At 61.3% G+C, this 20804-nt stretch carries 21 protein-coding genes and 1 tRNA gene; 21 read left to right on the forward strand and 1 reads right to left on the reverse strand.

Translation table 11 applies throughout. The features are described 5' to 3' along the window. The first annotated feature begins 118 nt into the window (after positions 1-118). The 3 genes from ASR47_RS25835 (at position 119) to pssA (ending at position 2722) form a co-directional block, all read left to right on the forward strand. A complete protein-coding gene (locus tag ASR47_RS25835; protein WP_065310642.1) occupies positions 119-868 on the forward strand; it encodes an SIMPL domain-containing protein in 750 nt (249 codons plus the stop codon). A gap of 120 nt (positions 869-988) precedes the next feature. Beyond that, positions 989-1741, forward strand: a complete 753-nt coding sequence (locus ASR47_RS25840; RefSeq protein WP_065310643.1) for an SIMPL domain-containing protein — start codon at positions 989-991, stop codon at positions 1739-1741. Between the two features lie 129 nt (positions 1742-1870). After that, the gene (gene pssA, locus ASR47_RS25845; RefSeq protein ID WP_065310644.1) at positions 1871-2722 is read left to right on the forward strand and encodes a CDP-diacylglycerol--serine O-phosphatidyltransferase; all 852 of its coding nucleotides are present in this window, start codon (positions 1871-1873) and stop codon (positions 2720-2722) included. Positions 2723-2767: 45 nt separating this feature from the next. Here the strand turns inward: pssA and bamE are convergent, their stop codons facing one another. Next, positions 2768-3265 carry an outer membrane protein assembly factor BamE domain-containing protein gene (gene bamE, locus ASR47_RS25850; protein WP_065310645.1) on the reverse strand — a complete coding sequence of 166 codons (498 nt, stop codon included), beginning with the start codon at positions 3263-3265 and terminating at the stop codon, positions 2768-2770. A gap of 182 nt (positions 3266-3447) precedes the next feature. Between bamE and rpsO the strand changes: the two genes are divergently transcribed. The 18 genes from rpsO (at position 3448) to nuoH (ending at position 20799) form a co-directional block, all read left to right on the forward strand. Then, positions 3448-3717, forward strand: coding sequence for a 30S ribosomal protein S15 (gene rpsO, locus ASR47_RS25855; protein WP_010399743.1), 270 nt, complete (start codon positions 3448-3450; stop codon positions 3715-3717). Between the two features lie 222 nt (positions 3718-3939). Continuing rightward, positions 3940-6057, forward strand: a complete 2118-nt coding sequence (pnp, locus tag ASR47_RS25860; RefSeq protein ID WP_065310646.1) for a polyribonucleotide nucleotidyltransferase — start codon at positions 3940-3942, stop codon at positions 6055-6057. 202 nt (positions 6058-6259) lie between these two features. After that, the gene (locus ASR47_RS25865; protein ID WP_245714469.1) at positions 6260-8218 is read left to right on the forward strand and encodes a methyl-accepting chemotaxis protein; all 1959 of its coding nucleotides are present in this window, start codon (positions 6260-6262) and stop codon (positions 8216-8218) included. A gap of 167 nt (positions 8219-8385) precedes the next feature. Continuing rightward, positions 8386-8586, forward strand: coding sequence for a hypothetical protein (locus ASR47_RS25870; RefSeq protein ID WP_065310647.1), 201 nt, complete (start codon positions 8386-8388; stop codon positions 8584-8586). A gap of 77 nt (positions 8587-8663) precedes the next feature. Continuing rightward, entirely contained in the window at positions 8664-9425 is a 762-nt protein-coding gene (locus tag ASR47_RS25875; protein WP_065310648.1) for a GIN domain-containing protein, read from the forward strand. Positions 9426-9491: 66 nt separating this feature from the next. Continuing rightward, positions 9492-10100, forward strand: a complete 609-nt coding sequence (locus ASR47_RS25880; RefSeq protein ID WP_065310649.1) for a tetratricopeptide repeat protein — start codon at positions 9492-9494, stop codon at positions 10098-10100. Positions 10101-10181: 81 nt separating this feature from the next. Next, complete coding sequence (locus ASR47_RS25885) at positions 10182-11162, forward strand: NAD(P)H-quinone oxidoreductase (RefSeq protein ID WP_065310650.1); 981 nt, start codon at positions 10182-10184, stop codon at positions 11160-11162. Positions 11163-11234: 72 nt separating this feature from the next. Next, complete coding sequence (gene tpiA, locus ASR47_RS25890; protein ID WP_082989172.1) at positions 11235-11984, forward strand: triose-phosphate isomerase; 750 nt, start codon at positions 11235-11237, stop codon at positions 11982-11984. Positions 11985-12012: 28 nt separating this feature from the next. After that, positions 12013-12432: a preprotein translocase subunit SecG gene (gene secG, locus ASR47_RS25895; RefSeq protein ID WP_065310652.1), complete on the forward strand. Its 420-nt coding sequence runs from the start codon at positions 12013-12015 to the stop codon at positions 12430-12432. Between the two features lie 181 nt (positions 12433-12613). Then, positions 12614-12698, forward strand: a tRNA-Leu gene (locus tag ASR47_RS25900). A 175-nt stretch (positions 12699-12873) separates the two neighbouring features. Continuing rightward, positions 12874-13233 (forward strand): NADH-quinone oxidoreductase subunit A, encoded by a 360-nt coding sequence (locus tag ASR47_RS25905; RefSeq protein ID WP_065310653.1) that lies wholly within the window; start codon positions 12874-12876, stop codon positions 13231-13233. A 3-nt stretch (positions 13234-13236) separates the two neighbouring features. Next, positions 13237-13713 carry a NuoB/complex I 20 kDa subunit family protein gene (locus tag ASR47_RS25910; RefSeq protein ID WP_010399733.1) on the forward strand — a complete coding sequence of 159 codons (477 nt, stop codon included), beginning with the start codon at positions 13237-13239 and terminating at the stop codon, positions 13711-13713. Positions 13714-13730: 17 nt separating this feature from the next. Next, positions 13731-14324 (forward strand): NADH-quinone oxidoreductase subunit C, encoded by a 594-nt coding sequence (locus ASR47_RS25915; RefSeq protein WP_065310654.1) that lies wholly within the window; start codon positions 13731-13733, stop codon positions 14322-14324. Continuing rightward, positions 14324-15577 carry an NADH-quinone oxidoreductase subunit D gene (locus tag ASR47_RS25920; protein ID WP_065310655.1) on the forward strand — a complete coding sequence of 418 codons (1254 nt, stop codon included), beginning with the start codon at positions 14324-14326 and terminating at the stop codon, positions 15575-15577. The genes ASR47_RS25915 and ASR47_RS25920 overlap by 1 nt, the downstream gene beginning before the upstream one ends. Positions 15578-15589: 12 nt before the next feature. Next, positions 15590-16069, forward strand: coding sequence for an NADH-quinone oxidoreductase subunit NuoE (nuoE, locus tag ASR47_RS25925; RefSeq protein ID WP_065310656.1), 480 nt, complete (start codon positions 15590-15592; stop codon positions 16067-16069). Further along, entirely contained in the window at positions 16066-17361 is a 1296-nt protein-coding gene (gene nuoF / locus ASR47_RS25930; protein WP_065310657.1) for an NADH-quinone oxidoreductase subunit NuoF, read from the forward strand. The genes nuoE and nuoF overlap by 4 nt, the downstream gene beginning before the upstream one ends. Positions 17362-17383: 22 nt before the next feature. Further along, entirely contained in the window at positions 17384-19717 is a 2334-nt protein-coding gene (gene nuoG / locus ASR47_RS25935; RefSeq protein ID WP_065310658.1) for an NADH-quinone oxidoreductase subunit NuoG, read from the forward strand. Further along, entirely contained in the window at positions 19717-20799 is a 1083-nt protein-coding gene (gene nuoH, locus ASR47_RS25940) for an NADH-quinone oxidoreductase subunit NuoH (protein ID WP_065310659.1), read from the forward strand. The genes nuoG and nuoH overlap by 1 nt, the downstream gene beginning before the upstream one ends. Positions 20800-20804: the final 5 nt, after the last annotated feature.

Genomic DNA, 20804 nt, shown 5'->3' on the forward strand with positions numbered 1-20804 from the left:
TGTTAATTTGCGCCACAGCAAATGTGTGGGCGTTAGAATCAGCCTGACTTGCATCATTTTATAAGCAACAGGGCGTACCACGACCCTGCTTGCATCCAACCACCGAGGAGTCCTATCCATGATCAAATCCGTACTGCTTGCCGCCGCAGCCACCGTTGCCCTTTCCGCCCAGGCGCAAACCTTGCCGACCACCGGCACCCTGGTGGTCGTGCCCGCCTTTGGCGAAGTCAGGCATGCCAATGACCAGGTGGTCGCCACCCTGGCCATCGAAGAGCAGGACAAGGACAAGGCCGCCGCCGCCTCGCGCGTCAACCAGAAGATGAACAAGGGGCTGGCCATCGTCAAGCAAGCTGATCCCTCGGCCGTGCTGAAATCGTATGGCTATTACACCTACCCGGTGTATCCGGAAGACCGCCCGCTGCCAGCCGGCGCCGTGGCCAAGCCGCGCGTGCCGACCGCCTGGCGCGTGGGCCAGTACCTGGAAGTGACGACCGCCAACCTGGCCGCCTTGCCGAAAACCGTGTCGGCGGCCCAGGGCGTGCTGACCCTGAACGGGCTGAACTTCGGCCTGAAACCGGAAACCACCCGCCAGCTCGACGACCAGCGCATTGCCGCCACGTATAAAAACCTCAACGAGCGCATCGCGTCGATCGCGCGCGCCATGGGCCGCAATGTGTCCGACGCCGTGCTCGAGACGGTGGACTTCGAAGGCTCCGGCAACTATGTCGGCGAGAATCGTGCCGCCGCCGCGCCGATGATGATGCGCAGCGCCAAGATGACCGAGGATAGCCAGGTCGCCGAGCCGAGCTTCGAGCCGGGCGAAACCACGCTCGACATGCGCCTGGTGGGCAAGGTCAAGTTCAAGTAAATCCTGGTGTGGTGATGTTTGCGACGAAGTAAATATTTCCGCGTTAGAATGAATTACTAAAAAACCATGGGGCTTGTCGGCCCCATGGTCGTTTCTGCCGCTACCACTGAAAGGATTTTCATGACTGTCCTGCATTCGATGCTGTTTGCCGCTGTTGCCACCGTTGCCGTTACCGCCCAGGCGCAGGGCCTGCCCACCGGCGCTACCCTGGTGGTGGTGCCCGCCAGCGGGGAGGTGGTCCATGCGAATGACCAGGTTACCGTCACCCTGGCGATCGAGGAGCAGGACAAGGACAAGGCGGCGGCCGCCTCGCGCGTGAACCAGAAGATGAACCAGGGCGTGGCCATCGTCAAGAAGGCCGATCCGCAGGCCGTGCTGAAAACCCAGGGCTATTACACCTACGCCGTCTACCCGGAAGTGGCGCCATTGCCGGCAGGCGGCGTGGCCAGGCCGAGGGTGCCGACCGGCTGGCGCGTGGGCCAGTACTTGCAGGTGAAAACGACGAACCTGGCCGCCTTGCCGAAAACCGTATCGGCCGCGCAAGCCGTGTTGACCCTGAACCGCCTGAACTTCGGTCTGGCGCCCGAGACTATCCGCAAGCTCGACGATGAACGCATCGTGGCCGCCTATAAAAACCTGAACCAGCGCGTGGCGTCGATTGCCGGTGCCATGGGCCGTAATGTCAACGATGCCGTGATCGAAACCATCGATTTCGAAGGCTCGGGCAATTATGCGCAGCGCGTCAATGTTACCGGATCGGCCAATCTGCGCGCCGCCCCAGGGAGCGGGGGCTTACAGGTGGAAGAGCCGAACTTTGAACCGGGCGAGACCAGTTTGAGCCTGGGACTGGTCGCCAAAGTGAAGTTCAGGTGAAGGCGGCAGGGGCCACACGGCTTTTCTTTGGCCTTGTCTCCTCTATAATGGCAATACCGGCGCCGCCACGCAGCAAGGTGCGCGCCTTTCGGTTCCGATTACCCTGCAGCACACAAGAAATGGATCAACATGGCAAACTTCCCCCGTCGTCGAGGCAAGAGCGGCAACCCGGCAACGTCCAAGGCATCGCGCTTCAGTAAATTCGTGCGGGTGCCAGCGGCCGATGCCGCAGGCAAGAAAACCTTGCGCCGCCGTGGCATCTATTTGTTGCCCAATGCCTTTACGACGGCCGCCCTGTTCTGCGGTTTCTACGCCATCGTGATGGCCATGAACCAGAAATTCGAACATGCGGCCTGGGCCATCTTTATCGCCATGATCCTCGATGGCCTCGATGGCCGCATCGCGCGCCTGACCAATACCCAGAGCGAGTTTGGCGCCCAGTACGACAGCCTGTCCGACATGGTCTCGTTTGGCGCCGCGCCGGCCCTGGTGATCTATGAATGGTCGCTGCGCGGCATGGGCAAGCTCGGCTGGCTGGCCGCCTTCGTGTATTGCGCCGGCGCCGCGCTGCGCCTGGCGCGCTTCAACACCAATATCGCGGTGGTCGACAAGCGTTTCTTCCAGGGCCTGCCCAGCCCGGCGGCGGCGGCCATGGTGGCCGGCTTTATCCTGATGATGAACGACCTGCAATTCGCCGGCAATCAATTGGCCTGGGTCTCATGGGCGATCGCCCTGTTCGCCGGCCTGACCATGGTCACCAACGTGCCGTTCTACAGCTTCAAGGACGTCAACTTCCGCAAGTCGGTGCCGTTCATCGTCGTGTTCCTGCTGGCCCTGTTCTTTGCCCTGATCTCGATCGACCCGCCGAAAGTGCTGTTCCCGATCTTTGTCGCGTACGGCCTGTCGGGCTATGCCGTGTTCTTCTGGCGCATGGCCAAGGGCAAGCCGGTTTCCATCGTGCAGACCGATCACGAGCATTGATGTTGCCAGGGCCGGGCCTGCCGGTCTGGCCCTGATCTTTTCCTGTCACCAAAAAAACCGCCGTTCCTCCCTGTCCGGATCCGGCCCGTTCATCATCTGCCGCACGATGCCGGCCTGGTCGAAATGCACGTGCATCATCGAGTCCCATACCCCTGACTCCTTGTAGCGGTAGGACCAGACGTATAGCTTGGGCAGCGCCAGGTAGGACGTTTCGGTCGGCCGGCCCAGCAGGTGCAGCACGTCCTGCCGCGTCGATACGCCGATCCTGACCCTGGCAAAGCCGGGCGTGTCGAGCACCTGTTCGAATGATGTCAGGCGCTGGTCGGGGCCGAAGCGGGCCATGTAGGTGACCTGGCCGTAGGGGCCATGGGCGTATTCGAGTTCCGGGCCTTCCGGCAACTGGTAGACATTGGTCGGCAGACCCAGCCTTGCCTCGATGGCGGCGCGCGATTCGCCCGGCTGCGGCGGCGGACCGCCCATGCCGGCGCAGGCGGCCAGCAGCAAGGGCAGCAGAAGCGTTGCTATTTTGAATGCTTTTTTCATCGTATGACTCCCGAAAGACAGGAAAATCCTATCATGCGCCGAGAAAAGAGCGCACGACTGGATACAGCCAGGCATTTTTCCGATATACTTGCGCGTCTGGTTTGAGCTCAAGCCAGTTTTTTCAATCGTAGTTCACGGTGGATAGGGTTCAGACTCTGTGCACCGCATGTGAAAGGTTTATCATGACAGTAGAAAACATCAACAAAGCCGCTATCATCGCGGACAACGCACGTGGTCAAAACGACACCGGCTCCCCTGAAGTGCAAGTTGCACTGCTGACCGCTCGTATCAACGAACTGAACGGCCACTTCAAAGCCCACTCGAAAGATCACCACTCCCGCCGCGGCCTGATCATGATGGTCAACCGTCGCAAGAGCCTGTTGTCCTACCTGAAGGCCAAAGACGCTACCCGTTATCGCGACCTGATCGCTAAACTTGGTCTGCGCAAGTAATTTTTGCCGTACAAGGTTTATACAGAAATGCCTGCGCCAGTTCGCTGTCGCGGGCATTTTGTCATTTGAAATTCCAAATTGAAAGCCGTAGATGCAGTATTCTATGTGGCTGAGCATGTTTTAAAAGCAAAATAGCAAAGGCGGCAAGGATGAATCCGCTGCCTGTGGTGAGGTGAACGACAGCCCCTGAAAATCTGTCGGCAAATAGAAAAGGGTACCCCAATGTTTAATAAAGTTACGAAAACCTTCCAGTACGGTCAACATCAAGTGACCCTGGAAACCGGCGAGATCGCACGTCAGGCATCCGGCGCAGTGCTGGTGTCGATCGAAGATACCGTCGTGCTGGCAACCGTGGTGGCGCGCAAAGATGCCAAGCCAGGCCAGGATTTCTTCCCTTTGACCGTGGATTATGTTGAAAAAACTTACGCTGCCGGTAAAATCCCGGGCGGTTTTTTCAAGCGTGAAGGCCGTCCTTCCGAAAAAGAAACCCTGACGTCGCGTCTGATCGACCGTCCTATCCGTCCTTTGTTCCCTGAAGGCTACCTGAATGAAGTGCAAGTCATCATTCACGTGCTGTCGGTCAACCCTGAAATCGATCCGGACATCGCCGCCATGATCGGCGCCTCGGCCGCCCTGTGCGTGTCGGGCGTGCCATTCAATGGCCCGATCGGCGCCGCGCGCGTCGGTTACGCCAATGGCCAGTACATCCTGAACCCGACCGTCCAGCAACTGAAAACCTCGGAAATGGACCTGGTTGTCGCTGGTACCGAAACGGCCGTACTGATGGTCGAATCGGAAGCGAAGCAGCTGTCCGAAGAAATCATGCTGGGCGCCGTGGTGTTTGGCCATGACCAGATGAAAGTCGTCATCGACGCGATCCACGACCTGGTGCGTGACGGCGGCAAGCCGGAAGTCGAATGGGCGCCCGCGCCGAAAAACGAAGCGCTGATCGCGCGCGTGGCCCATTTCGCCAACGCCAAGATCAATGATGCGTATCAAACCAAGGACAAGCAAGAGCGTACCGCCAAGCTGAAATCGGCGACCTCGGAAGTGATCGCCGACCTGACGGCCGAAGCGGCCGCCAACGGCGGCGCAGCGATCGACAGCGCCGAAGTGAACAACATCCTGTTCGACATCGAAGCGAAAATCGTCCGCACGCAAATCCTGGACGGCGAGCCACGCATCGACGGCCGCGACACGCGCACCGTGCGTCCGATCTCGATCCGCACCAGCGTGCTGCCACGCACCCACGGTTCCGCCCTGTTCACGCGCGGCGAAACCCAGGCGCTGGTCGTGGCAACGCTGGGCACCGCCCGCGACAGCCAGAAGATCGACGCGCTGATGGGCGAGTTCACCGATTCGTTCATGCTGCATTACAACATGCCACCGTTCGCCACCGGCGAAACCGGCCGTGTCGGCACCCCCAAGCGCCGCGAAATCGGCCACGGCCGCCTGGCCAAGCGCGCGCTGATCGCCGCCCTGCCAGCGGCCGAAGAGTTCAGCTACTCGGTACGCCTGGTGTCGGAAATCACCGAATCGAACGGCTCCTCGTCGATGGCGTCGGTCTGCGGCGGCTGCCTGGCGCTGATGGACGCCGGCGTGCCGATGAAAGAACACGTGGCCGGTATCGCCATGGGCCTGATCAAGGAAGGCGGCAAGTTTGCCGTGCTGTCCGACATCCTGGGCGACGAAGATCACCTGGGCGACATGGACTTCAAGGTAGCCGGTACCCGCAACGGTATCACCGCGCTGCAGATGGACATCAAGATCATGGGCATCACCAAGGAAATCATGCAAGTGGCGCTGGCGCAAGCCAAGGAAGGCCGCGAGCACATTCTGGGCGAAATGCAAAAAGCCATGCCGCACGTGAAAACCGAACTGTCCGATTTCGCACCGCGCCTGATCACCATCAAGATCAACCCGGAAAAAATCCGTGACGTGATCGGCAAGGGCGGCGCCGTGATTCGCGCGCTGACCGAAGAGACCGGCACCCAGATCGACATCAGCGACGAAGGCGTGGTCACCATCGCTTCCGTCGATGCCGCCGCCGGCCAGGAAGCCAAGCGCCGCATCGAAGAGCTGACGGCGTCGGTCGAAGTGGGCAAGACCTACGAAGGCACCGTGCTGAAACTGCTGGACTTCGGCGCCATCGTGCAAGTGATGCCAGGCAAGGATGGCCTGCTGCACATTTCGCAGATCGCCAACGAGCGCGTCAACGCCGTCGCCGACTACCTGAAAGAAGGCCAGCTGGTGCGTGTAAAAGTGCTGGAAACGGACGACCGCGGCCGCCTGAAACTGTCGATGAAAGCTGCCGAAGGCGGCGAAGCGCCAGCGCTGTAACAGGCAGTCTCACGCGCCATATCAAGTAACGCCGGGATCGCCTGGCAAGCTTGTCAAAACCGCCAGTGCGCAAGCCCTGGCGGTTTTTTTATCGCCGTTTTTGTTGTTTCACGGTAATCGATAGTCAGTATTTCTTGACGGCAAAATAGTAATCGCTGACGATGGGGCATCCCTTTGATTTCCCTTTTTATTGGATGCTCCCATGTTGTCCTCCCTCAAGGCGCGCTTGATCGCCATCGCCGTCTCCATCGTCGTGCTGGCCATGCTGGCGGTTGCCATCGCCAACTTCTTTACCACCCGCAGCAGTACCCTGGCCGCGCTAGACACGCAGATGCAGCAGCTGTCACACAGCCATGCGCAAGCGATCGCCGAGTGGCTGCGCTCGAAGCAGGCGGTGGTGGCGTCGATGAAGGCCGGCGCGCAGGCTGAAGATCCGCTGCCGTCCTTGAAGGCGGCCGAGCAGGCCGGCACCTTCGACATGGCCTATGTTGGCTTTGCCGACAAGCATGCTGTGTTTTCGCAGGAGCGCAAGCGCGCCGCCGATTATGATCCGACCGCGCGCCCCTGGTACAAGAAGGCGGTGTCCACTGGCGGCCCCATCATTACCACGCCGTATATCGGCGCCAGCACCGGCAAGCTGGTGGTGACGTTTGCCGAGCCACTGGGCGACAAGGGCAATCCGGCGGGCGTGATGGCGGCCGACGTGATGATGGATGTGGTCGTCAAAAACGTCGCATCGATCAAGCCGACGCCGTCCAGCTATGCCTTCCTGGTCGATGGCGGCGGCAAGATCATCGCCCACCCGGACGACAAGCTGACCCTGAAGCCGCTGGCCGAACTCGACGCCAAGCTGACATCGCAAGCGCTGGCCGGGATTGAAAAGAGCGGTGACAGCGAGACCATCCGTATCGGCGAGCGCGAAGGCATCTTGCACGTCAGTAAAGTCCCGGGCAGCGACTGGCTGCTGGCGACCGTGCTTGACCGTGCGGAAGCGACGCATGCGCTGACCTCGATGCTGCGCGCCTCCGCCCTGACCGCGCTATTGGTACTGGCGCTGGCCGCCACCGTGCTGAGTGTGCTGGTCGCGCGTGCCTTGCGCCGCCTGGGCCTGGTGCGCGACGCGCTGGACGCGATCGCCACTGGCGACGGCGACCTGACCAGCCGCCTCGATGCGGACGGCACCGATGAACTGGCGCAGATCGCCAAGGCCTTCAATCTGTTTGTCGAAAAGATCGCCACCGTGCTGGTACAGATCCGCAGCATCAGCACCCTGGTGCGCAGCGAGTCGGCCGATATCGCGGCCGGCAACGCCGACTTGTCGTCGCGCACCGAGGCGCAGGCCGGTGCGCTGGAAGAAACGGCCAGCTCGATGGATGAGCTGACCTCGACCGTCAAGCAGAATGCGGAAAACGCGCATGCGGCCAATGAACTTGCCGTGTCCGCTTCGCAAGTGGCGGCCAAGGGCGGCGAAGTGGTGCAGCAGGTGGTCGGCACCATGGCCGGCATCCAGGAAAGCTCGCGCAAGATCGTCGACATTATCGGCGTCATCGACGGCATCGCGTTCCAGACCAATATCCTGGCGCTGAACGCGGCGGTGGAAGCGGCGCGCGCCGGCGAGCAGGGCAGAGGGTTTGCGGTGGTGGCCTCGGAAGTGCGCAGCCTGGCGCAGCGTTCGGCCGGTGCGGCCAAGGAAATCAAGGAGCTGATCGGCGACTCGGTGGAAAAAGTCGGCGCCGGTGGCCGCCTGGTCGATGAGGCGGGCCAGACCATGGGCCAGGTGGTGGCGTCGGTGCAGCAACTGGCGACCATCATGAGCGAGATCACGGTGGCCAGCCGCGAACAGAGCGCCGGCATCGGCGAGATCAATACGGCGGTGACGCACATGGACACCATGACGCAGCAAAACGCGGCCCTGGTCGAGCAGGCCGCGGCGGCCGCCGAAAGCCTGCAGGAGCAGGCGGTGGACCTGGCGCAGGCGGTCGGCATGTTCCGCCTCGGCGACACGGTCGCCGCCAGTGCGCCGGCCAGGCCAGTCAAGGCGCGCACGACCGGCGTGCCCGTCGCCAAGCCGCGCGCGCCGGCCAAGGCGCTGCCTGCCGCCCGTGTCACGCCGCCGGTGAAGGCGTCAAAACCTGCCGCCGACGAGTGGGAAGAGTTTTGATGTAGATCGAACGTTTGCGCGCTCTTGGCTTTTGCGCGCTCATCGGCGATTTTGTCCGGCCATGCCGCCAAAATCGCAGTTCGTCGCATTCGGCGCGTCTGGCGCAGACGGTATGGCTATAGTGGCTACATACCGCAATGACTGCCAGACACCCCGAGGAGAACCACATGAACGTCGCCAAACACATGGAAGCCATCGTCATCGCCGCCGCCGTCCTGCTCGGCGCCAGCTGCTACGCGCCGGCACCGGCCTTGCAAGTGGCCAGTTCCAGCTACCAGGGCGCGGCCATCGGCAAGACGCCCGACGCACATATCGTGCAGGTCAAGGCCAAGCGCCTGACTGCCGCCCAGAAAGCGTTCTTCGCATAAGTGATTGCCAGCCATATTGGCCGCTGCTAGAGTGGCCGCCTGCTGTCGCACATAAAAACAAGATACCGAGGAATGCAATGAAAAAATCCCTGCACTTTGCGCTGGCCTTCCTGGCCACGTTCGGCCTGCTGCGCGGCGTGTCCGCCGAAACGCGGCAGCTGGAAATGCGCACGGTCGATGCGCGCGTGGTGCGCGTCAAGCTCGACGGCGTGATGGAGGTGCGCATCCGCCAGGGCAGCGTGGCCTCGCTCAGCATTACCGCCGACAAGCGCTATATTGCCGATGTCAGCACGGCGCAAAGCGGCGACACCTTGCATATCGAAACGGAAGTGCGCGGCTTCAAGCTCAATCCGGGTTCGATCCGCGCCGACCTGGTCTTGCCCAGCCTGCGCGCAGTGAGCTCGGAAGGCTTCGGCAGCACCGACGTATCCGGTTTTACGGGCGACGAGCTGACGCTGTCGCTGGAAGGGGCGGGCAGCGTGAAGGTGGTCGGCGATTTTCGCAAGCTCAATGCCACCCTGGGCGGCGTGGGCAGCATGCAGCTGTGGATCGGCAATAACGACAAGGCCGAGCTCGACCTGCAAGGCGCCGGTTCGGTGGTGCTGGGCGGGCGCGGACGCGTGCTCAAGGCCTCGCTCGGCGGCCTGGGCAGCCTCAATGCGCAGCAGTTCGAAGCCGACGCGGTCAACCTGGAGCTGAGTGGCCTGGGCAACGCCATCGTCAACGCGCGCAGTAACGCCAAGCTGAACCTGAGCGGACTCGGTTCGGTGGTGGTATATGGCAAGCCTGCCAACCGCGATGTCAGCGTCGACGGCCTAGGCAAAGTCAGCTGGAAATAGGGGAGTCCCCGGGTGTCCCGCCCTTGGGCCGGATAATAAAAAGCAGTCATACCACATCCCATTCCGATGAAAAAACTGATCATTGCACTCTGCATGCTGTTTGCGATACAGCTGCCGGCCAAGGCCGGTTTCAGCGAAGGCGCCAGTGCCTACAACAACAAGAATTATGCGCTGGCCTACAAGGAAATTTTGCCGTTGGCTAAGTCCGGCAACGCCGACGCCCAGCACTTGCTGGGCCTGATGTATTACATGGGGCGCGGCTTGCCGCAGGATTACAAGCAGGCCATGTTCTGGCACCGCAAGGCGGCCGACCAGGGCAAGGCCGATGCGCAATACGTGGTGGGCGCCATGTATTACACGGGCAACGCCGTGTTGCAGGACCACAAGCAGGCCGTCAGCTGGTTCCGCAAGGCGGCCGAGCAGAACCATGCCGAGGCGCAGCAGGTGCTGGGCCTGATGTACCGTTATCACATGGGCGGTGTGGAGCAGGATAATGTGATCGCCTATATGTTGTGGAACCTGGCCGCCGCCAATGGTTCGGCCAATGCGGCCGATCAGCGCGCCGCCGTGGTGCGCAAGATGACGCCGGAACAGGTCGAGGAAGGGCAGGCCTTGTCGGCCAGATGGAAGCCGGGCATGCCCTTGCCGCGCACCTCCAAAACCGGCTCCGAGTAGGCGCGCGGCAATACCTGTGCGCGTCTGCAGGGCGCGCAAGCTTGACGTACAATCGCACTTTCCCTTTGAAAGTGTCTTGCCATGCGCGCAGTTGAAATCAGCCAGCCCGGTCCCTCCGATGTCCTGAAAGTCGCCGAACGTCCGCAGCCGGCCTGGAAGGCGGGCGAGGTGCTGATCAGGGTGCATGCGGCCGGCATCAACCGTCCCGACGTGCTGCAGCGCCTGGGCAAATATGCGCCGCCAGCCGGCGCCTCCGACCTGCCGGGCCTGGAAGTGGCGGGCGAACTGGTCGATGGCGATCTGGACGGCACCGGTTTCAAGGTGGGCGACCTGGTCTGCGCGCTGGTGCAGGGCGGCGGCTATGCCGAATACTGCGTGGCACCCGCCGGCCAGTGCCTGCCGTTGCCGAAAGGCTTGACAGCGCTCGAAGGCGCGTCCCTGCCGGAAAACTTCTTTACTGTCTGGAGCAATGTGTTCGACCGCTGCGCGCTGTCGGGCAGCGACACCCTGCTGGTGCAGGGCGGCAGCTCGGGCATTGGCGTGGCGGCGATCCAGCTGGCCAGCGCCCTGGGCCACCGCGTGTTCGCCACCGCCGGCAGCGACGAAAAAGCGCGCGCCTGCGAGCAGCTGGGCGCCGAGCGCGGCATCAATTACCGTACCGAAGATTTCGTTGCCGTCGTCAAGGAACTGACCGGCGGCAAGGGCGTCGACGTGATCCTCGACATGGTCGGCGGCGATTACCTGCCGCGCGAAATCGACTGCCTGGCCGACGACGGCCGCATCGGCCTGATCGCGGTGCAGGGCGGCACCAGGGCCGAACTTGATCTGGGTCAAATGCTGCGCCGCCGCCTGACGGTCACCGGCTCGACCCTGCGCCCGCGTTCGGTCGAATTCAAGACGGCCGTTGCCCGGCATCTGCGCGACACCGTCTGGCCGCTGATCGAGGCGGGCAGAATCAAGCCGGTGATCTATAAAACCTTCCCGCTGGACAAGGCGAACCAGGCGCATGCGCTGATGGAGGCGAGCACCCACATCGGCAAGATCATGTTGCAAGTTGCTTGAAAGCAGCGGCCAGCGGTTTGACCGCCAACAGTGGTAGCGTTAGAATGACGGGTTATTAAAATTTAGGCTACCATGCGTCGCAAACTCGTCGTCGGAAATTGGAAAATGAACGGCAGCCGCACCTCGAACGCGGTGCTGTTGTCTGAAATCGTTGCTGGTCTGGGCGCCACCGGTGCTGCCAGTGCCGTCTGTGTGCCCGCGCCTTACCTGGCGCAGTGCCAGACGCAATTGACAGGATCAAGCCTGGCCTGGGGTGCGCAGGACGTTTCCGTGCACGCCAGCGGCGCCTACACCGGCGAAGTCTCGGTGGCGATGCTGCAGGATTTTGCCTGCAACTACGTCATATTGGGACACTCCGAGCGGCGCGCCTACCATGGCGAGACCGACGCGCAGGTGGCGGCCAAGACGGTCGCGGCACTGGCGGCGGGCATCACGCCCATCGTCTGCATCGGCGAGCATCTCGACGAGCGCGAAGCAGGGCAGACCGACGCGGTGGTGGCCAAGCAGTTGAATGCGGTGCTCGCTGTCCTCAGCGAAGCCGATGTGGCAAAACTGGTGCTCGCTTACGAACCGGTCTGGGCGATTGGCACGGGCAAGACGGCCACGCCGCAGATGGCGCAGGAAGTGCACCAGGTATTGCGTGGCCATCTGGCGGCAAAGAATGCGGTAGCGGCCGCCGGCGTGCAGATCCTGTACGGCGGCAGCATGAAGCCGGAGAACGCGAAAGAATTGATGGCAATGCCGGATATCGATGGCGGTCTGATCGGTGGGGCGGCATTGAAGGCGGCGGATTTCCTGGCGATTATTCACGCCGCTGATTGAATTACTTTAAACTGAGAATGGAATTGCAATGAACATGATGTTCAATCTGGTAGTCGTGGTACAGGTAGTGTCCGCTTTGTCGATTATTGCGCTGGTATTGCTGCAGCATGGCAAGGGCGCCGACATGGGCGCCGCATTCGGTTCCGGCGCGTCCGGCAGCCTGTTCGGTGCCACGGGTTCGTCGAACTTCATGTCGAAGTCGACCGGCGTGGCCGCCGCCATCTTCTTCGGCGCCACGTTGGCGCTGTCGCTGATGGCCAACCAGCGCGCCACCACGGTGGGCGGCGGCGTGATGGACAAGGTCGTCAAGCCTGTGCCGGTGACCGGCGCCGGCGCCATTCCTGGCGCCGCTCCGGCCGCGCCAGTGGCGCCAGCGACGGGCGTGCCTGCGGCCACCGTGCCGGCGACGCCAGCGGCTGACGCCCCGGCAAACACGATTCCGAAATAATCGGCGGCGCTTGTCGAGAGTAATTCTCATTACGGGCAGAATATTGCTCAATGTTTTGGCAGTACGGTAGGAAAACGCAGTACAGAGTCATTAGATGTAAAAATTTATCGTTTTTATCTGTGTTTTGATGCATTTGTGCATTAACTTTGGCAGCAAAGCAGAGTAGAATACGGGCCTTACCGCCGACGTGGTGAAATTGGTAGACACGCTATCTTGAGGGGGTAGTGGCGAAAGCTGTACGAGTTCGAGTCTCGTCGTCGGCACCAGAAATCAGAAGCCAGCAACGGCGCACGAGCCATGGCTCGTTCAAAGTTGCTGGCTTTTTTTACGAGGATGTGTTCGATCCTGATCGTAGCCCTGATTGGGATCGCGCGTTAGATACGCCGCAAATCACCGCGGCGTCCTCATTTAACCGATCGTTCAATATAAGCTCATCAAATCGTGAACCTCGAAAATTACTTCCCCGTCCTGCTGTTTATTCTTGTCGGCCTTGGTGTCGGCATCGCGCCCCAGGTCCTGGGCCGCATCCTGGGTCCTCACCGGCCCGACGCAGCAAAACTCTCCCCGTACGAATGTGGTTTTGAGGCATTCGAAGACGCGCGCATGAAATTTGATGTGCGCTACTATCTGGTTGCAATCCTGTTTATTTTGTTCGATCTGGAAACGGCATTCTTTTTCCCGTGGGGCGTGGCAATGCGCGACCTGGGCTGGGCCGGTTTCGTCACGATGATGGTGTTTATCGCCGAATTCGCGGTCGGATTTTGGTACATTTGGAAGAAAGGTGCCCTTGACTGGGAATAAGCCATGGCTATTGAAGGCGTATTAAGCGAAGGTTTCATCACCACCTCGGCCGACAAGCTGATCAACTGGGCGCGCACCGGGTCGATGTTCCCGATGACGTTCGGTCTGGCCTGCTGTGCGGTCGAAATGATGCATGTGGGCGCAGCTCGCTACGACATGGACCGTTTCGGCGTCGTGTTCCGTCCGTCGCCGCGTCAGTCCGACGTGATGATTGTTGCAGGCACTTTGTGCAACAAGATGGCGCCGGCACTGCGCAAGGTCTACGACCAGATGGCCGAGCCGCGCTGGGTTATCTCGATGGGTTCCTGCGCCAATGGCGGCGGCTACTATCACTACTCGTACTCGGTGGTGCGTGGTTGCGACCGCATCGTGCCCGTTGACGTGTATGTGCCTGGCTGCCCTCCGACTGCCGAAGCGCTGCTGTACGGCATCATGCAACTGCAGAACAAGATCAAGCGTACCAGCACGATCGCACGCTAACCGGGCCGCTTCAGATTATGACAACACATTTAGAAGTATTGCAAAACGCCCTCGGCACTGCCCTGGGCGAACGCGTTGGTACCAGCGTTGCGCTGGGCGAAGTCACCCTGACCGTCAAGGCAGAGGACTACCTGGCCGTGATGCAGACCCTGCGCGACGATCCGTCCCTGCATTTCGAGCAGCTGCTCGACCTGTGCGGCGTCGACTACCTGACCTATGGCGACGGCGCCTGGACTGGCCTGCGGTATGCGGCCGTGTCGCATTTGCTGTCGGTCAAGCACAACTGGCGCGTGCGCGTGCGCGTGTTCGCACCCGACGACGAGATGCCGCTGCTGCCGTCCGTGATCGGCATCTGGCGTTCGGTCAACTGGTACGAGCGCGAAGCGTTCGACCTGCTGGGCATCTTGTTCGAAGGCCATAACGACCTGCGCCGCATCCTGACCGACTACGGTTTCATCGGCCATCCGTTCCGCAAGGACTTCCCTGTCTCCGGCTATGTCGAGATGCGCTACGACCCGGAACAGAAACGCGTGATTTACCAGCCCGTGACGATCGAGCCGCGGGAAAACGTGCCGCGCGTGATCCGCGAAGAACATTACGGGATGAAATAATGGCTGAGATTAAGAACTACACCCTGAACTTTGGGCCACAGCACCCGGCCGCGCACGGTGTGCTGCGCCTGGTGCTCGAGCTCGATGGCGAAGTCATCCAGCGTGCCGACCCCCATATCGGCCTGCTGCACCGCGCCACCGAAAAGCTGGCCGAACAGAAGACTTATCTGCAATCGGTGCCGTACATGGACCGTCTCGACTATGTGTCGATGATGTGCAATGAACACGCCTATGTGATGGCGATCGAAAAGCTGCTGGGCCTGGAAGTGCCGCTGCGCGCGCAATATATCCGCGTGATGTTCGACGAGATCACCCGCGTGCTGAACCACCTGATGTGGCTGGGCGCGCACGCGCTCGACGTCGGCGCGATGGGCCCGTTCCTGTACTGCTTCCGCGACCGCGAAGACCTGTTCGACTGCTACGAAGCGGTGTCGGGCGCGCGCATGCACGCGGCCTACTACCGTCCGGGCGGCGTCTACCGCGACCTGCCGGACGCGATGCCGCAGCACAAGGCGTCGATCATCCGCAACGCCAAGGCGATTGCCAAGCTGAACGAAAACCGCCAGGGTTCGCTGCTGGACTTTATCGAAGACTTCACGCGCCGTTTCCCGACCTATGTCGATGAATATGAAACCTTGTTGACCGACAACCGTATCTGGAAACAGCGCACGGTCGGCATCGGCGTGGTGTCGCCGGAAGATGCGCTGGCGATGGGCTTTACCGGCGCCATGCTGCGCGGCTCGGGCGTGCAGTGGGACTTGCGCAAGCAGCAGCCGTACGAAGTGTACGACCTGATGGACTTCGACATTCCTGTCGGCACCAACGGCGACTGCTACGACCGCTACCTGGTGCGCGTGGAAGAGCTGCGCCAGTCGAACCGCATCATCAAGCAGTGCGTCGAGTGGCTGCGCAACAATCCGGGTCCTGTCATGACCAGCAACCGCAAGGTGGCGCCTCCGGGCCGTGTCGACATGAAGACCAACATGGAATCGCTGATTCACCACTTCAAGCTGTTTACCGAAGGATTCCACGTGCCGCCGGGCGAAGCCTACAGCGCGGTCGAACACCCGAAAGGCGAGTTCGGCATTTACCTGGTGTCCGATGGCGCCAACAAGCCGTACCGCATGAAACTGCGCGCACCCGACTATGCCCATTTGCAGTCGCTCGACGAAATGGCGCGTGGACACATGATTGCCGACGCCGTGACCATCATCGGTACGCAAGACATCGTGTTCGGCAGTATTGACCGCTAAGAGGCAAAAAGTATGTTGTTATCAGAGCAGTGCTATAAAAAAATCGACCGCGAGCTGGCCAAGTATCCGGCCGACCAGCGTCAGTCGGCCGTGATGGCCGCGCTGGCCCACGCCCAGGATGAACTGGGCTGGCTGGCGCCGGAAACCATGAAGGAACTGGCGAACTACATCGGCATGCCGGCCATTGCCGTGCAGGAAGTGGCGACGTTCTACAATATGTACAACGTGAAACCGGTCGGCAAGCACAAGATCACCGTGTGCACCAACCTGCCATGCGCCCTGTCGGGCGGCGTGCGCGCGGCGGAACACCTGAAGCAGAAGCTGGGCATCGGTTTCCGCGAAACCACCCCGGACGGCCAGTTCACGCTGGTCGAAGGCGAGTGCATGGGCGCTTGCGGCGATGCGCCTGTCCTGCTGGTCAGTAATAAAACCATGTGCAGCTGGATGTCGAACGAGAAGATCGACGCCATGCTGGAGGAACTCAAGAAATGACGTCACTTCACAACCGCCATATCGATCCATTGATCCTGAAGGATCTGGATGGCAAGAACTGGCATTTGCAAGATTATGTGAACCGCGGCGGCTATTCGGCCCTGCGCCGCATCCTGGAAGAGAAGATCACGCCGGAACAGATCATCGCCGACCTCAAGGCCTCGTCCTTGCGCGGCCGTGGCGGCGCGGGTTTCCCTACCGGCCTGAAGTGGAGCTTCATGCCGCGCCAGTTCCCGGGCCAGAAATACCTCGTCTGCAATACAGATGAAGGCGAGCCGGGCACTTTCAAGGACCGCGACATCATTCGTTACAATCCCCATGCCCTGATCGAAGGCATGGCGATCGGCGCTTACGCGATGGGCATCACCGTCGGTTACAACTATATCCACGGCGAGATCTGGGCTGAATACGCGCGTTTCGAAGAAGCGCTGGAAGAGGCGCGCGCCGCCGGCTTCCTGGGCGACAAGATCATGGGCAGCGAGTTCTCGTTCCAGTTGCATGCGCACCATGGTTATGGCGCCTACATCTGCGGCGAAGAAACCGCGCTCCTCGAATCACTGGAAGGCAAGAAAGGCCAGCCGCGCTTCAAGCCGCCTTTCCCGGCCTCGTTTGGCCTGTACGGCAAGCCAACCACCATCAACAACACGGAAACCTTTGCGGCCGTGCCGTTCGTGCTGAACATCGGCCCGGAGAAATACCTGGCGATGGGCAAGCCGAACAACGGCGGCTCGAAGATCTTCTCGATCTCGGGTGACGTGGAATTGCCGGGCAACTACGAAGTGCCGCTCGGTACGCCGTTTGCCAAACTGCTGGAACTGGCAGGCGGCATGCGCGGTGGCAAAAAGATCAAGGCCGTGATTCCTGGCGGTTCGTCCGCGCCAGTGATCCGCGGCGACATCATGATGCAGACCGACCTGGACTACGACTCGATCGCGAAAGCCGGTTCGATGCTCGGTTCGGGCGCCGTCATCGTGATGGACGAAACACGCTGCATGGTCAAGGCGCTGGAACGCCTGTCCTACTTCTACTTCGAGGAATCGTGCGGCCAGTGTACGCCTTGCCGTGAAGGCACAGGCTGGATGTACCGCATGGTGCACCGCATCGAGCAGGGGCAGGGTCGTCCAGACGACCTGGACATGCTCAACTCGATCGCCGACAACATCCAGGGCCGCACCATTTGCGCGCTGGGCGATGCGGCTGCCATGCCGGTACGGGCCTTCATTAAGAATTTCCGTGAAGAATTTGAATATCATGTCGAGCACAAGCATTGCTTAGTGCCCGCTTACATCTAAGCTGCGTCAGGTAACGATCACCATGGTTGAAATCGAAATAGACGGCAAAAAAGTCGAAGTCCCTGCTGGTAGCATGGTGATGGACGCCGCCAACAAATTGGGAACCTACATCCCGCACTTCTGCTATCACAAGAAATTGTCGATCGCAGCGAACTGCCGCATGTGCCTGGTCGAAGTGGAAAAGGCCCCCAAGCCTTTGCCCGCTTGCGCGACCCCGGTCAGTGCCGGCATGATCGTGCGCTCGGCCAGCGATAAGGCTGTGCAGGCGCAAAAGTCGGTCATGGAATTCCTGTTGATTAACCACCCGCTCGATTGCCCTATCTGCGATCAGGGCGGCGAATGCCAGTTGCAGGATTTGGCAGTCGGCTACGGCAAGAGCGAATCGCGCTACAAGGAAGACAAGCGCGTCGTGAAACCGAAGGAAGCCGGCCCGCTGGTCTCGATGCAAGAGATGGCGCGCTGCATCCAGTGCACCCGCTGCGTACGCTTTGGCCAGGAAGTGGCCGGCGTGATGGAGCTGGGCATGATCGGCCGCGGCGAACACTCGGAAATCGTGTCCTTCGTCGGTCAGACGGTCGACTCCGAACTGTCGGGCAACATGATCGACCTGTGCCCGGTTGGCGCACTGACCTCGAAACCGTTCCGCTACAGCGCCCGTACCTGGGAACTGTCGCGCCGCAAATCGGTCAGCCCGCATGACGGCCTGGGCGCCAACCTGATCGTGCAAGTGAAAGCTGGCAAGGTCAAGCGCGTACTGCCGCTGGAAAACGAAGCTGTCAACGAATGCTGGATCTCGGACAAGGACCGCTTCTCGTATGAAGCGCTGGATAGTGCTGAACGCCTGACCTCGCCAATGCTGAAGCAGGGCAACGAGTGGAAAGAAGTCGATTGGCAGACCGCGCTGGAATACGTGGCGCACGGCCTGAAAAACATCAAGCACGAACATGGCGCCGACGCCATCGCCGCGCTGGCCACGCCGCACTCGACCGTGGAAGAACTGGTGCTGCTGCAAAAAGTCGTCAACGGCCTCGGTTCCGGGCACGTCGACTTCCGCCTGCGCCAGACCGACTTCGCGCTGGGTGCCGACGTCAAGCCTTGGCTGGGCATGCCGATCAACGACTTCGGCCAGATCAAGCGCGCCTTCGTCATCGGCTCCTTCCTGCGCAAGGATCATCCGCTGCTGGCCACGCGTTTGCGCGCCTCCGTCAAGAGCGGCGCCAAGCTGTCGATCCTGCACGCGTCCGACGACGAGCAGCTGATCAATATCGCCAACAAGATGATTCTAGCGCCAGGTGACTGGCTGGCCGCCTTGTCGGAAGTGGTGGTTGCCGTGGCGAAAGCCAAGGACATCGCCGCCCCTGCCGGTTTCGACGCCGTCAACGCCTCCGACGTGGCCGTCAATATCGCCGCCAGCCTGATGGCCGGCGACCATGGCGCCATCCTGATGGGTAACGCGGCAACGCAACACCCGCAGGCGTCGCAATTGCACGCTGCCGCGCAATGGATCGCCGAACAGACCGGCGCCACCCTCGGTTACCTGACGGAAGCGGCCAACACGGTCGGCGCGCACCTGGTGCTCAAGCCAGGCAGCAATGTACAAGCCGCGTTCGCCGTACCGAAGAAAGCCTACGTGCTGCTGCACGCCGAGCCGGAATTGGATAGCGCCAATCCACAGGCGGCCCGCGCCGCTCTGCATGGCGCCGACATGGTGGTGGCCATGTCCGCCTTCAAGCACGGCATGGAGTACGCCGATGTGCTGCTGCCGATCGCGCCGTTCGCCGAAACCTCGGGCACTTTTGTCAACTGCGAAGGCCGTGTGCAAAGCTTCAACGGCACTGTGAAACCGCTGGCCGAAACCCGTCCAGCCTGGAAAGTGCTGCGCGTACTGGGCAATATCCTGGGCCTGCCAGGTTTCGACTACGACACCTCGGAAGCGATCCGCGACGAAGCGTTTGGCGCCGGCGTGCTGGACCTGTCGGCACAGCTGAACAATATCGCCAAAAACGCTCCGGCAGCGGCCAGCTACGCCCCGGCGTCGCCTGCGCTGCAACGCATCGCCGACGTGCCGATCTACTTTGCCGACGCGCTGGTACGCCGTTCCGAACCGTTGCTGCGCACGGTCGACGGCGCCACGCCGCAAGCCCATCTGTCGCCAGCACTGGCCGAACAGCTGGGCGTGAAGGCCGGCGACAAGGTCAAGGTCGCGCAAGGCGCGGGCAGCGCCATCCTGGTGGCGGCCATTCATGCCGGCCTGCCAGCCAATGTGGTGAAAGTGTCGGCGGCGCATGCCTCGACCGCCCAGCTTGGCGGCATGTTCGGTGACATCACCGTAGAAAAAGCAGAGGGGAACATCTGATGGCGCTGCCTGAATTTGTAAACGTCATCAATACCGGCGGGCAGAACCTGCTGGGCGCGACCTGGCCGTTCTTCTGGACCCTGATCAAGATCCTGTGCGTGCTGTTGCCGCTGATGGGCCTGGTTGCTTACGCCACCCTGTGGGAGCGCAAGCTGATCGGCTGGATCCAGATCCGCGTCGGCCCGAACCGCGTGGGTCCCTTGGGCCTGCTGCAGCCGATCGCCGATGCGCTCAAACTCTTGTTCAAAGAGATCATCATCCCGTCCAAGGCCGCCAAGGGGCTGTTCGTGATCGGTCCGATCATGACCATCATGCCGGCCCTGGCCGCCTGGTCGGTGGTGCCGTTCGGCCCGGAGGCGGTGCTGGCCAACGTCAACGCCGGCTTGCTGCTGCTGCTGGCGATCACGTCGATGGAAGTCTACGGCATCATCATCGCCGGCTGGGCCTCGAACTCGAAGTACTCGTTCATGGGCGCCATGCGCGCTTCGGCACAGATGATCTCGTATGAAATCCCGATGGGTTTCGTGATGGTCATCGTGCTGATGGTGTCGGGCAGCCTGAACTTCATCGACATCGTCGGTGGCCAGCAGATCGGCTACTTCGCCGAAAAAGGCGTGAACTTCCTGTCGTGGAACTGGCTGCCGCTGCTGCCGATGTTCGTCATCTACCTGGTCTCTGGCCTGGCGGAAGCGAACCGTCACCCGTTCGACGTCGTCGAGGGCGAGTCGGAAATCGTGGCCGGCCACATGGTCGAGTATTCGGGCATGGCCTACGCCATGTTCATGCTGGCCGAATACGCCAACATGATCCTGATCGGCGCGCTGGCATCGATCATGTTCCTGGGCGGCTGGTCCGCACCGTTTGCCTTCCTCGAATTCTGGGGCGGTTTCGGCGGCTTCTTCTGGCTGTTTGCAAAAACCTTCTTCATCGTCTCGCTGTTCGTCTGGGTGCGTGGTACTTTCCCGCGCTACCGTTATGACCAGATCATGCGCCTCGGTTGGAAAGTGTTTATCCCGTTGACGCTGGTCTACCTGGTCTTCGTCGCTGCCTGGATGCAGACATCCTGGAATATTTGGAAGTAAGAGAG

This window comes from Janthinobacterium psychrotolerans, assembly GCF_001677885.1.
Classification (GTDB): domain Bacteria; phylum Pseudomonadota; class Gammaproteobacteria; order Burkholderiales; family Burkholderiaceae_D; genus Janthinobacterium; species Janthinobacterium psychrotolerans.

Coding starts and splice junctions, on each gene's coding strand:
- ASR47_RS25835 (WP_065310642.1), top strand. CDS start 119: ATGATCAAATCCGTACTGCTTGCCGCCGCAGCCACCGTTGCCCTTTCC.
- ASR47_RS25840 (WP_065310643.1), top strand. CDS start 989: ATGACTGTCCTGCATTCGATGCTGTTTGCCGCTGTTGCCACCGTTGCC.
- pssA (WP_065310644.1), top strand. CDS start 1,871: ATGGCAAACTTCCCCCGTCGTCGAGGCAAGAGCGGCAACCCGGCAACG.
- bamE (WP_065310645.1), bottom strand. CDS start 3,265: ATGAAAAAAGCATTCAAAATAGCAACGCTTCTGCTGCCCTTGCTGCTG.
- rpsO (WP_010399743.1), top strand. CDS start 3,448: ATGACAGTAGAAAACATCAACAAAGCCGCTATCATCGCGGACAACGCA.
- pnp (WP_065310646.1), top strand. CDS start 3,940: ATGTTTAATAAAGTTACGAAAACCTTCCAGTACGGTCAACATCAAGTG.
- ASR47_RS25865 (WP_245714469.1), top strand. CDS start 6,260: ATGTTGTCCTCCCTCAAGGCGCGCTTGATCGCCATCGCCGTCTCCATC.
- ASR47_RS25870 (WP_065310647.1), top strand. CDS start 8,386: ATGAACGTCGCCAAACACATGGAAGCCATCGTCATCGCCGCCGCCGTC.
- ASR47_RS25875 (WP_065310648.1), top strand. CDS start 8,664: ATGAAAAAATCCCTGCACTTTGCGCTGGCCTTCCTGGCCACGTTCGGC.
- ASR47_RS25880 (WP_065310649.1), top strand. CDS start 9,492: ATGAAAAAACTGATCATTGCACTCTGCATGCTGTTTGCGATACAGCTG.
- ASR47_RS25885 (WP_065310650.1), top strand. CDS start 10,182: ATGCGCGCAGTTGAAATCAGCCAGCCCGGTCCCTCCGATGTCCTGAAA.
- tpiA (WP_082989172.1), top strand. CDS start 11,235: ATGCGTCGCAAACTCGTCGTCGGAAATTGGAAAATGAACGGCAGCCGC.
- secG (WP_065310652.1), top strand. CDS start 12,013: ATGAACATGATGTTCAATCTGGTAGTCGTGGTACAGGTAGTGTCCGCT.
- ASR47_RS25910 (WP_010399733.1), top strand. CDS start 13,237: ATGGCTATTGAAGGCGTATTAAGCGAAGGTTTCATCACCACCTCGGCC.
- ASR47_RS25915 (WP_065310654.1), top strand. CDS start 13,731: ATGACAACACATTTAGAAGTATTGCAAAACGCCCTCGGCACTGCCCTG.
- ASR47_RS25920 (WP_065310655.1), top strand. CDS start 14,324: ATGGCTGAGATTAAGAACTACACCCTGAACTTTGGGCCACAGCACCCG.
- nuoE (WP_065310656.1), top strand. CDS start 15,590: ATGTTGTTATCAGAGCAGTGCTATAAAAAAATCGACCGCGAGCTGGCC.
- nuoF (WP_065310657.1), top strand. CDS start 16,066: ATGACGTCACTTCACAACCGCCATATCGATCCATTGATCCTGAAGGAT.
- nuoG (WP_065310658.1), top strand. CDS start 17,384: ATGGTTGAAATCGAAATAGACGGCAAAAAAGTCGAAGTCCCTGCTGGT.
- nuoH (WP_065310659.1), top strand. CDS start 19,717: ATGGCGCTGCCTGAATTTGTAAACGTCATCAATACCGGCGGGCAGAAC.